At 71.1% G+C, this 13350-nt stretch carries 14 protein-coding genes; 8 read left to right on the top strand and 6 right to left on the bottom strand.

Annotated features, from left to right (window positions below; genetic code table 11):
* Positions 1-80: 80 nt before the first annotated feature.
* Positions 81-1328 carry a serine hydroxymethyltransferase gene (gene glyA, locus ESO89_RS04280; RefSeq protein WP_128904443.1) on the bottom strand — a complete coding sequence of 416 codons (1248 nt, stop codon included), beginning with the start codon at positions 1326-1328 and terminating at the stop codon, positions 81-83.
* 220 nt (positions 1329-1548) lie between these two features.
* On the opposite strand from glyA, the gene tbsP reads away from it, so the two are divergent.
* The 8 genes from tbsP (at position 1549) to ESO89_RS04240 (ending at position 9895) form a co-directional block, all read left to right on the top strand.
* Positions 1549-2361 (top strand): transcriptional regulator TbsP, encoded by an 813-nt coding sequence (gene tbsP, locus ESO89_RS04275; RefSeq protein ID WP_128904442.1) that lies wholly within the window; start codon positions 1549-1551, stop codon positions 2359-2361.
* Positions 2362-2445: 84 nt separating this feature from the next.
* On the top strand, positions 2446-4137 hold the full coding sequence (locus ESO89_RS04270) for a YcaO-like family protein (protein ID WP_128904441.1): 1692 nt from the start codon (positions 2446-2448) through the stop codon (positions 4135-4137).
* A 113-nt stretch (positions 4138-4250) separates the two neighbouring features.
* On the top strand, positions 4251-4589 hold the full coding sequence (locus ESO89_RS04265; RefSeq protein WP_128904440.1) for a cupin domain-containing protein: 339 nt from the start codon (positions 4251-4253) through the stop codon (positions 4587-4589).
* A gap of 416 nt (positions 4590-5005) precedes the next feature.
* Positions 5006-6019 (top strand): beta-ribofuranosylaminobenzene 5'-phosphate synthase family protein, encoded by a 1014-nt coding sequence (locus tag ESO89_RS04260; protein WP_128904439.1) that lies wholly within the window; start codon positions 5006-5008, stop codon positions 6017-6019.
* Positions 6020-6078: 59 nt separating this feature from the next.
* On the top strand, positions 6079-6918 hold the full coding sequence (locus ESO89_RS04255) for an RAD55 family ATPase (protein ID WP_128904438.1): 840 nt from the start codon (positions 6079-6081) through the stop codon (positions 6916-6918).
* Between the two features lie 143 nt (positions 6919-7061).
* Positions 7062-7994, top strand: a complete 933-nt coding sequence (locus ESO89_RS04250) for a hypothetical protein (RefSeq protein ID WP_128904437.1) — start codon at positions 7062-7064, stop codon at positions 7992-7994.
* Positions 7991-8695, top strand: a complete 705-nt coding sequence (locus ESO89_RS04245) for a hypothetical protein (RefSeq protein WP_128904436.1) — start codon at positions 7991-7993, stop codon at positions 8693-8695. Before ESO89_RS04250 ends, ESO89_RS04245 begins: the two co-directional genes overlap by 4 nt.
* An 87-nt stretch (positions 8696-8782) precedes the next feature.
* On the top strand, positions 8783-9895 hold the full coding sequence (locus tag ESO89_RS04240; RefSeq protein WP_128904435.1) for a putative sulfate/molybdate transporter: 1113 nt from the start codon (positions 8783-8785) through the stop codon (positions 9893-9895).
* Positions 9896-9949: 54 nt separating this feature from the next.
* On the opposite strand, the gene ESO89_RS04235 is transcribed toward ESO89_RS04240, so the two are convergent.
* The 5 genes from ESO89_RS04235 to ESO89_RS04220 form a co-directional block, all read right to left on the bottom strand.
* Positions 9950-10234 (bottom strand): DUF7545 family protein, encoded by a 285-nt coding sequence (locus ESO89_RS04235; protein WP_128904434.1) that lies wholly within the window; start codon positions 10232-10234, stop codon positions 9950-9952.
* 88 nt (positions 10235-10322) lie between these two features.
* The gene (locus tag ESO89_RS04230) at positions 10323-11399 is read right to left on the bottom strand and encodes a metal ABC transporter permease (protein ID WP_128904433.1); all 1077 of its coding nucleotides are present in this window, start codon (positions 11397-11399) and stop codon (positions 10323-10325) included.
* Complete coding sequence (locus tag ESO89_RS04225) at positions 11399-12139, bottom strand: metal ABC transporter ATP-binding protein (RefSeq protein WP_128904432.1); 741 nt, start codon at positions 12137-12139, stop codon at positions 11399-11401. The genes ESO89_RS04230 and ESO89_RS04225 overlap by 1 nt, the downstream gene beginning before the upstream one ends.
* Entirely contained in the window at positions 12136-12264 is a 129-nt protein-coding gene (locus ESO89_RS19155) for a hypothetical protein (protein WP_277750252.1), read from the bottom strand. The genes ESO89_RS04225 and ESO89_RS19155 overlap by 4 nt, the downstream gene beginning before the upstream one ends.
* Positions 12261-13241, bottom strand: coding sequence for a metal ABC transporter substrate-binding protein (locus tag ESO89_RS04220; RefSeq protein WP_128904431.1), 981 nt, complete (start codon positions 13239-13241; stop codon positions 12261-12263). The genes ESO89_RS19155 and ESO89_RS04220 overlap by 4 nt, the downstream gene beginning before the upstream one ends.
* Positions 13242-13350: the final 109 nt, after the last annotated feature.

Here is a 13350-nt window from a genome sequence, read left to right as displayed (position 1 = left end):
ACGTACGGATTCGGTCCGGCGGTCGAGCGGGGCCGCCGAGCGCGACGCCGCCAAGCGGTATCGCGCCGAACGGTATCGCGCTAGTCGTACAGCGGGTGCTCCTCGCAGAGTTCGACGACGCGCTCGCCGACCTCGTAGATCACGTCGTCGCTGTCGACGTTGTCGACGACGCGGTGGATGAGGTCGCCGACCTCCCTGATCGCGTCCGCGTCGAAGCCGCGGGTCGTGAGCCCGGCGGTGCCCGCGCGAACTCCCGAGGGGTTGAACGGTGATCGCGTCTCGCCGGGGACCGTGTTCCCGTTGAGGACGATGTTGGCGGCCGCGAGCGCGTCCGCGGCGTCGCCGCCCGGAAGGTCCGGGTGCGAGTCGCGGAGGTCGACCAACACGAGGTGGTTGTCGGTGCCGCCGGAGACGAGGGAGAAGCCGTGGTCCTGCAGCGTCTCGGCGAGCACGTCAGCGTTGTCGACCACGTTCTGCGCGTACTCGTCGAACGAGGGGTCGAGCGCCTCCTTGAACCCGACCGCCTTGCCGGCGATGTTGTGCATGAGCGGCCCGCCCTGCCCGCCCGGGAACACGGCTTTGTCGACGTCGTCGGCGAACTGCTCGTCGCACAGCACGATCCCGCCGCGGCCGGCGCGGATCGTCTTGTGGGTGGAGCCGGTGACGAAGTCGGCGACGCCGACCGGGGAAGGGTGGACTCCCCCGGCGACGAGCCCGGTGATGTGGGCGATGTCGGCGAGGTGGTAGGCGTCGACCGCGTCGGCGGCCGCCTGAATCTCCTCCCAGTCGACCGTGCGCGGGTACGCGGAGTAGCCGGAGACGACGATGTCGGGCTCGAACTCCTCGGCGGCCTCGCGGAGCCCCTCGTAGTCGATGTAGCCGGTGTCGGCGTCGACCTCGTACTGCTCAACCTCGTAGATCTGCCCGGTGAAGTTCGCGGGGTGACCGTGCGAGAGGTGACCGCCGTGGTTCAGGTCCAGCGAGAGGATCTTGTCGCCGGGGTCCAGGACGGCGTAGTAGACGGCCTGATTCGCCTGCGTCCCGGAGTGGGGCTGGACGTTGACGTGGTCGGCGCCCCACAGCTCCTTCGCGCGCTCGATCGCGAGCTCCTCGACCTCGTCGGCGTACTCGCAGCCGGCGTAGTACCGCCCGCCCGGGTAGCCCTCGGCGTACTTGTTCGTGAGGACGCTCCCCTGCGCCTCCAGCACCGCCTCGCTGACGTGGTTCTCGCTGGCGATCATCGCGAGCGTCTGCTCTTGCCTGTCGCGCTCCCCGGCCAGCGCGTCGGCGACCGCGGGATCGACCTCCCGGACGTGCTCGTGGTCCATGTAGGAACCCCCGTCCGATCGCGCATTAATCCTTGCGTCACGTCGGTGGGCACGCGTCTCGTTCGGTACGCGAGGTCGGTGGGCACGCGTCTCGCTCGGGGACCGATGGCGAAACCATGAATCCGCCATTTTCAGCGATTTCGACGGCTGAATTCGCGTTGTTCACTCTCCCAATCCCGTTAATATTAAATATGTAACTGGCTTTCATACGGGAAGACAGATGGTATCGAATTTACTGGAGGCAGACATCGAGAACGTTCTCGACGCGGCGTTCGCGGGGGAGGACGAGCAGCTGCTCGTCGTCGACCCGTCCGCGGAGACGATCGTCTCGCTGGTCGAGGCGGCGGCCAGCCGCGACGACCTGCCGGAGATGTCGATGCTCGCCGCCGAGGGGACGCTGAAGGACGTGCTGGACGACTTCCTCGTCGCGTCGAAGGCGGCCGACCTCGTCGCCGAGGGCGCGCTCGACCTCCGGGTGCTCGACGAGGCGGTCGACAACGTCCTGCTGGTCTCCCCGTCGCGGGTCGTCGCGCTCGTGAGCACGGGCGACCGCGTCGCCGCGCTCGCCTCGGACGACGACGAGTTCGTCGCCGAGGTGTTCGGGACCCACGGCGACGCCTTCGACGACGCCGACACGTACGGCCTCCGCACTCCGGCGATCAGCCGCGTTCGGGAGACGATGGCGGCCGAGATCGGCGAGGCGACCCGCGAGGACTTCGACGCGGTGCTCGCCGCCATAGGCTCCGCGGACGACGGGAGCGCCCTCGACGAGGTGGCCGTCTCCCTGCTCGTCGCCGCGAAGAACGACGTGCTCCTGTACGACATCTCGAAGTGGGGCGAGGACGTGGGGATCGCCTCGAAGGCGACGTTCTCCCGCACGAAGACCCGGCTCGAAGACCTCGGGATCATCGACACCGAGAAGGTCCCGATCGACGTCGGCCGCCCCCGCCTCCGGCTCAAGCTCGGCGACGAGCGCCTCCAGGACCTCGACGCCGACGAGGTCGCCGACGAAGTCGCGGAGATGCTGGCCTAATCAGCCGGACGACCGAGATTCGGCCAAATTCCGTTCCGCCGCGTCACCCGCGGCTTTTTTTCGCTCCTTCGCCTCGGGGGAGACATGGACATCGGACTTGTCGGCGACGGTCCCGCGGTCGAGGCGGTCTCGGCCGCGCTCGGCGACGTCGACGTGAACGTGATGCCCGTCGAGGCGGGGCTGCTCGACGGGTTCGACCTCGCCGTCGTGGTCGACACCGCCGGCTCGGAGACGTTCGCGGTCGCCGACGACTACCTCGACCGCTGGGTCGCGATCGAGGTCGGCGGGCTCGGCGGCGTCCCGCTGGAGCCGGTCGACGCCGCGGTATCAGCCTTCGACGAGGCCTGCTACGACTGCCTCCGGCGACGCGTCGCGGCCGGCGGGGTCGAGGCCGCCGACGCGTCGGCCGGCCGCCGGTCCGCCGTGCGCTACGCCGGCGCGCTGGCCGGCCGGCGGGTCATCCGGCTGCTCGCGGGCGACCCGGTCGCCGACACGGTCGCGGAGGTTCCGGGCGCCGAGCGGACCCTCCTCCCGGTTCCCGGCTGCGACTGCGGCGACGACCCGGGCGACGCGCTGCCCCGCGAGGGCGAAGAGCAGTCGCTGTCGGACGCGATCGACCGCGCGGAGCGGGCGGTCGACCCCCGCGTCGGCCCGCTCTCGGAGGTGGGCGAACAGGAATCGTTCCCCGTGCCGTACTACGTCGCGCGGGTCGCGGACACGACGCCCTTCTCCGACGCGCGCGCGGCCGAGTTCGGCGGCGGCGTCGACGCCGGCTGGGACGCAGCGTTCATGAAGGCGCTCGGCGAGGGGTTAGAGCGGTACGCCGCCGGCGTCTACCGCGAGGGGTCGTTCACGCGCGCGCCGGCCGCGAACGTCGCGAACCCCGTGGCGCCCGACGCGTTCGTCCGCCCCGAGAGCGCGGAGTCGTACGCCCGCGACGACCGGCTCCCGTGGGTGACCGGCGAGGGCCTCGGCACGGACGAGGTCGCGAGCCTCCCGGCGGAGTTCGTTCAGTTCCCGCCGCCGGAGAACCGGTATCGGCCCGCGATCACGACCGGGCTCGGCCTCGGCAACTCCGGGCCGCACGCGGCGCTGTCGGGGCTCTACGAGGTCGTCGAGCGCGACGCGACGATGACCAGCTGGTACTCGACGGCCGACCCGCTCGGGATCGAGGTCGACGACGAGGGGTTCGCGGAGCTGGAGAAACGCGCCCGCGCCGAGTCGCTGTCGGTGACTCCCCTCCTCGTCACGACCGACATCGACGTGCCCGTCGTCGCGGTCGGCGTCCATCGCGAGGGTGACTGGCCCCGGTTCGCGGCGGGCTCCGGCGCCGACCTCGACCCCGCCGCCGCGGCCCGGAGCGCGCTCGCGGAGGCGCTCCAGAACTGGACCGAGCTCCGGTCGATGGGTCCCGACGCGGCCGCGGAGCAGGGGGCGGCGATCGGCCGCCACACCGACTTCCCGGACGAGACGCGGGCGTTCTTCGACCCGGACACGAGCGTCCCCGCCGCGTCGCTCGGCGACCCGGAGCTGTCCGGAACCGACGAGCTGGCCGCCGTCGTCGACCGCGTCGAGACGTTCGGGCTGGAGCCGTACGCCGCGCGGACGACGACACGGGACCTCGCCGCGCTCGGCTTCGAGGCGGTCCGCGTGCTCGTCCCCGACGCGCAGCCGCTGTTCACGGGCGACCCGTTCTTCGGCGACCGTGCCCGCGACGTGCCCCGGTCGATGGGGTTCGAGCCCGATCTGGAGAAGGCGTATCACCCGTTCCCGTGAATCGATCGCGCCCTCCGCCTCTTCCCCGCCCCTCGCGCTTGCCCCCTCGCGCTTGCCCCCTCGCGCTTGCCCCATCCCGCCGGTTTAAGCCGCTTCCGGACGCCCGCTCACCCATGGACGTACTCCCGGACGCGGATGTCGAGGAAGTCGAAGCGATCGACGGCGTGTTCCTCACGCAGGGCGCCGCCGGCGACGAGACGAGCATCCAGCGGTTCGTCATCGAGCCCGGCGCCGAGGTCCCCGAGCACGACCACCCCCACGAGCAGGTCGGCGCGATCACCGAGGGGGCGATCACCTTCGTCGTCGACGGCGAGGAGCGCGTCGTCGAGGCGGGCGACACGTACGTGATCCCCGGCGGAGAACCGCACGCGGCGCGCAACGACACCGACGAGCGAGTCGTCGGCTACGACATCTTCTCGCCGCCGCGGACGAACCCGGACTGGCAGGAGTAATCGTTCCGGACCGGCGATGGCAGGTTGTGCGGTGGCGCGTGCCGACGAGCGCCCTCGGGCGCGAGTCGCACGCGCGAGGGACGCCGCGAGCGCTGACAAGCGCGAGCGGCGAGGCTGGGGAGGCGTGAGGTGCAGGACGGTGCTGTGCGGGGTGGGACTCAAAGGGGCAGCCGGCGAGGCGGGCGCACGCTCTCTGCGCGCTTCAGTCGCTCGCGTTGCTCGCTCCTTCCAGTGCTTGCGTCGCCTGCCCCCGCCTCGCCGGCTGGGGCTTTGGAGGTGTTCACCGACGATCCGCCAGTAATCACTTAGAACCGATCACGTCGATCGCAACGACCCAATCCACGATCCACATACCGGGGCAACGCCCGCCACAGTCACGCACCCTTTATCAGCCGCCCCCGAAACCGAAGATATCTATGGCACGCGCGAGCGCCGGGGCGCGGCTCCACTTCGGCTTCTGTAACCTCAGCCTCTCGCACGAGCGGCTGTACGGCGCCCTCGGGCTCGGGCTCGCGGAACCGCGGGTGGTCGTCGACGCGGAACCCGCCGAGTCGGTAACCGTCGACGATGAGACGCGGACAACCGATACTGCAGTCCACGATGACGCTCGCGAGTACGCCCGCACCGCCACCGACCTCCTCGGCGTCGACGGCGCCGGCGTCATCCTCCGCGAGACCCTCCCGCGCCACGCCGGCCTCGGAAGCGGCACCCAGCTGGCCGCGGCGACGCTCGCGGCGGTCGCGACCGCTCACGGAAAAGAACCTCGCGTCCGCGAGCGCGCCCCGGCGCTCGGCCGCGGCGGGCGCTCCGGCGTCGGCGTCGCGACCTTCGGGGCGGGCGGGTTCGTGCTCGACGCCGGCCACCCCACCGCGCGGTTCACCACCGACCGCCCCGCCGACGGCGAGTGGACCGTCCCGCCGGTGGCCGCCCGCCACGCCGTCCCCGACGACTGGCGATTTCTGCTCGTGCGCCCGGACGCCGACCCCGGTCGGAACGGCGACGCCGAGGACGACGCGATGCGGACCGCGGTCGAGCGCGCGGAGCCCGGCCTCGCGGATCGGATCGGGGGGATCGTCACCCGGCGCGTGCTCCCCGCGATCGCGACCGGGAACGCCGAGCGCTTCGGCGCCGCGGTCGCGGAGATCGGCCGGCTCAACGGCGCGTGGTACGCCGACGAGCAGGGCGGCGTCTACCGCCCCCCGGTCGGCGACGTGGTGGCGTCGCTGTCGGAGTCCGCGGCCGTGTTCGGCGCCGGACAGTCGTCGTGGGGACCGACCGTGTACGGGGTCACCGACGCCGCGAACGCGAGCGCGGCCGGGGAGGCCGGGGAACGCGCCCTCGACGAGGCGGGCGTGGGGGGGACGGTCTCGGTCGTCGAGGCGGCCGAGGGCGGGGCGCGGGTGACGGGAGACGGCGACGGACGGGAGTGAGCGAGCGCGGACCGCGAACGAGCAACAACACTAAGCGGAGCGGCCTCCCCATACGGGATATGCCGAGTCTTCCGTTCGGCGTCGCCCGGCTCGACTCGATCGTAGAGGGCGGGGCGCCGCCGGGGAACGTCGTGTTGCTCGCGGGCGAGTCAGGCGCCGGCGCGCGCGAGTTCCTGTACACCAGCGCGGCGATGAACGCCCTCGGGCGCGCCGACGCGGAGCTGTTCGACCTCTACTACGGCGACCTCCCGAACGACGCGGCACTTCCGGACGAGGTCCACTACATCTCCTTTACCGCCGACACCGACGCGATCACCCGGGAGATGGGGTACACGATGGCCGACGAGATCGTCGACGCCGCGATCGACGGGATCGACTTTCAAGACCTCTCGGCCGAGTACTTCCAGCTCAGCCCGATCCCGCGCGACTGGTACGAAGACGAGACGGCGTCGATCACGGAGCTGGGCGACCGCGGCGAGTACGAGGACGTGCTCACCGCGTTCGGCGACTACCTCTCGGCGCACGCCGACGACAGCCTCGTCTGTATCGACTCCGTGACCGACCTCGTCTCGATGGTCGACGACGACGACACCGAGTGGAGCGACGTGGCGATGGTGATGAAGGGGCTCAAGAAGGCGGCCTACGAGTGGGGCGGGCTCATTCTCGTGTTGGTGAACACCGACTCGATCTCCGACCGCGAGTTCGGCGCGCTGATGGACGCCGCGGGCGGTACCCTCCAGTTCACGTGGGAGAGCGGCGGGTCCCAGCGGGCCCGGACCATGTTCGTCCGCGAGTTCCGCGGCGTGCTCTCGCGGCTGGAGTCGGAGAACATCGTCCGCTTCGAGACCGAGATCCACGAGGGCGGCTTCGACATCAGCGACGTGCGCAAGATCCGGTGAGGGCGGAGGCATCCGCGACCACGCGGTGTCCGCCCCCGTCCGAACCGAAACAGGCGCCGTCCCCGAGTATCGATCCGGAGAACGACGCGACAGATTACTTAAGTCTCCTCCCGAAAGGGAGCGTAGATGACGGAGGACTCGCGATGAGCGACCTCGATCCGACCGACGGCGGCGACAGCGCCGCCGCGGCCGCGGCCCCGGCCGCGGCGGCCGCCGACGAAGTCGACGTCGGTCGCGAGGAGCTGCTGAAACGCGCCATCGTCGCGCTCGCGGAGTCCGAGGGGATCGACGTCCCGGACGCGGAAGAGGTGGCGGCGATCGAGTCGCGGCTCGACGACCTCGACGCCGAGGTCGACGAGAAGGTCGAGGATCTCCGAGAGCGCTTCGTGGAGCTGTACCGCGATCTGGAGTCGAAGGCGCCCGCCGACCACGTCCACGAGGAGACGGCCGAGCGGCTGGACGCAATCGCGGCCGACCTCGACGCGGCCGCCGACCGCCTCGACGAGCTGGAGACGGAGGCGGCCGCGACGGCGACCGTCGGGGAGGCGGTCGACGAGACGATCGACGCCCTCGACGAGCGCCTCGCTCGCGTCGAGTCTCGGATCGACATGGTCGACGAGCTGGACGCCCGGACCGAGGGGCTCGACGACCGCGTCGGCGACCTCGACGAGATCGAGGAGAAGCTCTCGCGGGTCGCGAGCGCGGTCGTCAGGGTCCGTCGCCGGCTGGAGGCGGCCGAGCGCGACCGCGCCGACCGCGAGCGCCTCGACGCGCTGACCGCCGCCGCGAACCGCGAGGGGGTTCGGAAGGCCAAGTGCACGAACTGCGGCGAGACCGTCGACCTCGGTCTGTTGACGGCGCCGGAGTGCCCGCACTGCGGCCGCCGGTTCGAGGAGCTGGAGCCGAACCCCGGATTCCTCGGTACCTCGCGGCTGGTCGTCGAGGACCGGCCGGCGCTCGACGGCGACGTGGACGGGTCCGCGTCCGGCACCGCGGGCGCGCCGGACCGCGGGACGGGCGCCGAACCCGGGAGCGACGTGAGCGCCCGCGAGACCGACGGGGGCGGTGAAACGTGACCGAGGACGACGCGGACGGAGTCGACGACGCGGACGATCTGTTCGACGGCGAGGCGATCGACGGGGGCGACGAGATCGACGACCCCTTCGCCCGGTTGGACGGGGACGCGTCCGGCAAGGACACGCCGCAAGAGAGCCCGCCGCAAGAGAACGCCGGCGCCGAGGACCCGCTTTTCGGCGAGGCGAAGAGGGAGACGGCGGATCGCGATCCCGTCGACACGGGGGTCGACGACGACGCCGCGTTCGGTTCTCCCGCCGCGGGCGCGGAGCGGACGGGCGCAGACGACCCCTTCGACGAACTCGGTCCGGCGAGCGGCGAGACCGACGCGGACCTCGACGACGCGTTCGAGCGGATGGACGTCGGCGGCGCGGCCGAGGAGGACGTCTGGGACTCGCTCGACGATGACGGGGAGGGAGGGAGCGCCCCCGTCGGCGAGTTCGGCGGTACGGTCTCGGAGCCGGACGCGGCGGCATCCGGCTCCGGGGAGCGGTTCGTCGCCGGGGAGTCCGGCGTCGAGCGCGTGATCTCGAAGCGGACGTACTGCCAGCAGTGCCCGCACTTCTCGGCGCCGCCGGAAGCCGCCTGCGGCCACGAGGGGACGAGCATCCTGGAGGCGGTCGGCTTCGACGAGTTCCGGGTCCGAAACTGTCCGATGGTCGACGACGACGATCCGACGTTCGACGCCGACCGCGGGGAGTAACCCAAATCGGGTACGTCCCGGCCGAGCGAGACCGCAAAACGGTTTCTGAACACCCTCAAGGGTGTCGGGTCCCGAGGAGGTCCGTCCGTGGAAACAGCTCGACGATCGGACGGGAGGGGCGTCGCGTTCGGGTCGGGAGCGCTCACCGGGGCGATAGGGGATTCGATTACGGTGATCCCGCTCGTCGTCGCGCTCGCGCTGCTGACTGACGTGTCGCTTCCGCACGCGCTCGCCGCGTTCGGCGCGTTCCAGATCGTCTGGGGGATTCGGTACGGGCTCCCGGTATCGGTCGAGCCGATGAAGGCGCTCGCGGCGCTGGCGATCGCCGGCGCGCTGACGTACGCGGAGCTCGCGCTCGCCGGGTTCGTTCTCGGCGTCCTCCTCCTCGCGATCGGGCTCACCGGGACGCTCGCGCGGGTCGAACGCTGGATCGGCGAGCCGGTGATCCGCGGGGTGCAGTTCGCGGTCGGGTTAGTCCTCCTCGAAACCGGGATCGACCTCGCGCTCGGCGACCCGGTCCTCGCGGCCGCGGGGGTGGCCATCGCCGCGGCGGCCGCGCTCGCGGGTCACGGCAAGGCGAGCGCCCTCGCGGTGGCGGTCGTCGGAATCCTGATCGCACTCGTCACCGCCGGGGTCCCGGCGCCGCGGTGGCCCGGGGCGCCGCCGGCTCTGTCTCCGCAGGTGCTCTCCGGCGCGGTCACTCGGAGCACGGCCGACGGGGTCGCCGCGCAGCTCGCGATGACGATCGGCAACGCCGCGCTGGCGACGTCCCTGCTTTTCGCCGACCTGTTCGACGCCGAGGTCACGCCCGACGAGCTGTCGACGAGCATGGGCGCGACGAACCTGATCGCGGTTCCGCTCGGCGGGATTCCGATGTGTCACGGCTGCGACGGCGTCGCCGGCAAACACGCGTTCGGCGCCCGGACCGGCGGCGCGAACGTCGTCCTCGGCGTCGCCTACCTCGTCGCCGTTCCCTTCGCGACCCCCGCGCTGCTCGACGCCTTCCCCGTGGCGATGCTCGGCGCGCTGCTCGCGATCGTCGCCGTCTCGCTCGCGCGCAACGCCCTCGACTCCGAGAACGTCGCGCTCTCGGTCGCTATCGGGGTCGTCGCACTGACGACAAACCTCGGCGTCGCGTTCCTGCTCGGGGTCGTCGTCCACCTCGCGTGGGAGCGCGTTACCGAAGGCGACGGCTCGTAGAAGGAAGGCGCGCGTCTCGTTCGGTCGGACCGATCAGTGCGAGTGTCGGACCGATCAGTGCGAGTGGCCGAGCGCGTCTTCGAGCGACTGCCCGAAGCGCTCCTCGAACAGCTCCGCGGCGGTGTCGTTCATCTCCGCGATGTCGTCCGGGACCTCGCCCTCGCTGTGGTGGGCGATGACGTGGGCCTGCTGGGCCATGGCCTGTACCACCACGTCGCTGACGACGCGGGTCGGCGCCTCGCCCTGCTGGCTGAGCACGTCGACGAGGTCGGCGGGCAGTTCGAACGACTCCTCGTTGCCGTCGGGGTCGGTGACGGTGTAGGTCTCGGTGTCTCCCATACCCCTCGGTCGGGGGCCGTGCATAAGGGTCTGTGGAAAACGGACGCGGGCCGCCGATAGCCGCTTCGCGTCGGGTCGCGATCCACCCTCACCCGTGCGTCGAGATGGCCTTCACCGAGAAGCCGGAGCCGACGATGGTCGCGAGGTACACCGCGATGGCCGTGACGACGATCGACCCCCCGGAGGGGAGCCCGAGGCCGATCGAGACGGCGAAGCCGCCGATCACGGACAGCTGGCCGAATATCACCGCGAGGTACATCGTCTCGCGGAAGCTCCGGGCGACCTGGGAGGCGGCCGCGACCGGGACGACCAACATCGCGGCGACGAGGATCACGCCGAGCACCTGCATCGCCCCGACGACGACGACCGCGGTCAACACCACGAGCAGGGTGTTGTAGCCGGTGACGTTCAGCTGGGCGACCCGCGCGGCCTGCTCGTCGAAGGTGATGAAGAGGAGCTGCTTGTACGTCAGCGCCACGCCGGCGACGACGATCAGGGAGAGCGCCCCCATCAGCCGCGCCCCCTCCGGCGTGACGACCGCGAGGTTCCCGAACAGGTACCCCCGAACGTTGACGCCGGTGAGCCCGTCGCCGTAGCTGATGATCAGGGTGCCGACCGCGAAGCTCCCGCTGAGCATGATCGCGATCGGCACGTCGCCGTAGGCGTCGGTGCGCTCGGTGAGCCACTGGACCACGAGCGCGCCGAGAATCCCGACGACGAGCGCGACGAGCAGCAGCGACCCGTCCCAGCCGGTCGAGGAGGTGACGAGGATGCCGATCGCGACCCCGGCGAAGGCGGTGTGCGCGAGCGTCTCGCCGATCAGCGCCATCTCGCGGTGGACGAGGAAGGAGCCGACGAGCGGGGCGACGACCCCGACGAGCACGCCGGTCGCCATCGACTGCCACATGATCGGGTGTCGGAACACGTTCGTGCCGAACGCGGCGTCCATCCCGCGCCCGAGCGAGCGGAATGCGGCGTACAGGTCGCTGACCACCGGGAGGTCCTGCCCCCAGTAGAGCAGGACGAACCCGAGCATGGCGGCCGCGACGACGCCCGTGATCCCGATTCCGACGAGTTCCGCGGTCCGGCGGAGCCCGCGGTCCTGACCGAGTCCCCGATCGGGCCGGGACGGGCCGCCGTCGTCCGCAGGCGTGTCCCCGCTCATCAGTGGTGGTGGTGGACGACCTGTCCGGCCGTGCCGTACGCCTCCGCGAGGGCGTCGCTCTCGACGAACGACTCGGTGTCCCCGTGGTGGTACAGCTCGGTGTTGATACAGGCGATGCGGTTCGCGCGGTCGGTGACGACGCCGATGTCGTGTTCGATGAGGATGATGGTGATCCCCTCGCCGTTCAGCTCGTCGAGGAGGGCGTAGAAGGCGTCGCGCGACTCGGCGTCGACGCCGACGGTCGGCTCGTCGAGCGCGAGCAGGTCCGCGTCGCTCGCGAGGGCGCGCGCGATGTACGCCCGCTGTTTCTGCCCGCCGGACAGCTCCGACACGAGCCGGTCGGCGAGGTTCCCGATGCCGACCGTCTCGATCGCGTCGGCAACGGCGGTGCGGTCGGCCTCGGAGAGCCGCCCCCGGCCGGCGTGCGCGAACCGGCCCATGGTGACGCACTCGCGGACGGTGACCGGCATCGCGCCGCCTCGGCTCGTCGCCTTCTGGGAGACGTAGCCGATACGGCCGCCGTCGTCGAACTCTTCGACGGGGCGGCCGAACAGCTCGACCGACCCCTCGTCGGGCTCGTGGAGTCCGAGCATGAGGTGGAGCAGGGTGGTCTTCCCGGAGCCGTTCGGCCCGACGAGCCCGAGGAAGTCGCCCTCCTCGACCGTCAGAGAGACGTCTCTCACGGCGACGGTGTCGCCGTAGGAGAACGTCACGCCGTCGAGGTCGACGATTGCGGTCACTGCGTGTGTCCGATCTGGGTCGCCCGCACGTTTAGCTCTTTTAGTCCGCCGTTGCTGTCGCCGGTTCGTCCGCCGTCGACGCGCGCCGGCAGTTCGGCCGACGAGCAGGCGTCCGTTCCGCTCACTGCGCCCCGAACGCCCGCTCGAAGGCGGGGACGTTGATCTCGGTCATCTGTTCGAGGTAGCCGTACCCGGCGTCGTTCCACTCGCGGGTCGTTCCCCCGGCGGGCGTGACGGGGACCGCCTCCGTGGCGTCGCTGTTCTCGACGATCGACTCGGCGAGCCTGGGCGACTCGAAGCGGTCGTACAGCACCGCGTCGATCCCCTCCGCGTTCACGAGTTCGATCGTGTCCGCGATCTCGCTCTGCGTCGGCTCGTTCTGCGGCGAGACGCCGACCGGCGAGTGGAGCCGGAACCCGTAGCGCGCCTCTAGGTACTGGAAGGAGTTGTGGCCCGCCATGACCGCCACGTCGCGCGCGGCCTCGTCGGCGATCGACTCGAACGCGGCGTCGACCGCGTCGAGATCCTCGGCGTAGGCGTCGGCGTTGTCGGCGTAGGCGTCGGCGTTGTCCGGGTCCGCCTCGCCGAGCCCCGTCGCGATCGTGTCAACGATGTCCGCGGCGAACACCGGATCGACCCAGACGTGGGGGTCGTACTGGCGGTCGCCGTCGCGGTCTCCCCCTCCCTCCCCCTCGTGCGAGTGGTTCCAGTCGAGGAGGTCGTCCTCCAGCCCGGCGAGCCCGTCGATCACGGCGACCGTGTCGTAGTCGTCTTCGAGCGTCGCGGCGAGATCCTGCGCCCACGAGAACTCCGGGCTATCGAGGTAGACGAACGCGTCGGTCGACGCCACGTCGGCGGCGAGGTTCCCATCCGGCGTCCACCCGTGGCCGAGCTGTCCCACGTCGACCGGGTCCTCGAAGCTCGCGCGGTCGCCGGCGACCCGATTCGCCCAGTCGTTGAGGGTGAAGAAGGCGGCGTAGCCCGCGTCGAACTCCCCGGATCCGCCGGGGGCGGCGTCGGAACACCCGGCCAGCGACGCCGCCGCCCCCGCGACTGCGAGCCCGGCGCCGCGACGCAGCACCGATCGTCGTGAGTGAGTCACACCGATCGATACGGCCGATTAACAGAAAAGAGTTGTTATTTCACAACTGTATCTTATTAACACGGACGTCGAGAGCGCCGTCGATTAACAACTCGGCGTTGGGAACCCG

The sequence above is a fragment of the Halorubrum amylolyticum genome, from assembly GCF_004114995.1.
In the GTDB taxonomy this organism is placed as follows: Archaea; Halobacteriota; Halobacteria; order Halobacteriales; family Haloferacaceae; genus Halorubrum; species Halorubrum amylolyticum.
The sequence above is the reverse complement of the archived record's forward strand: the minus strand, read 5'-3'. Positions and strand labels throughout refer to the sequence as shown.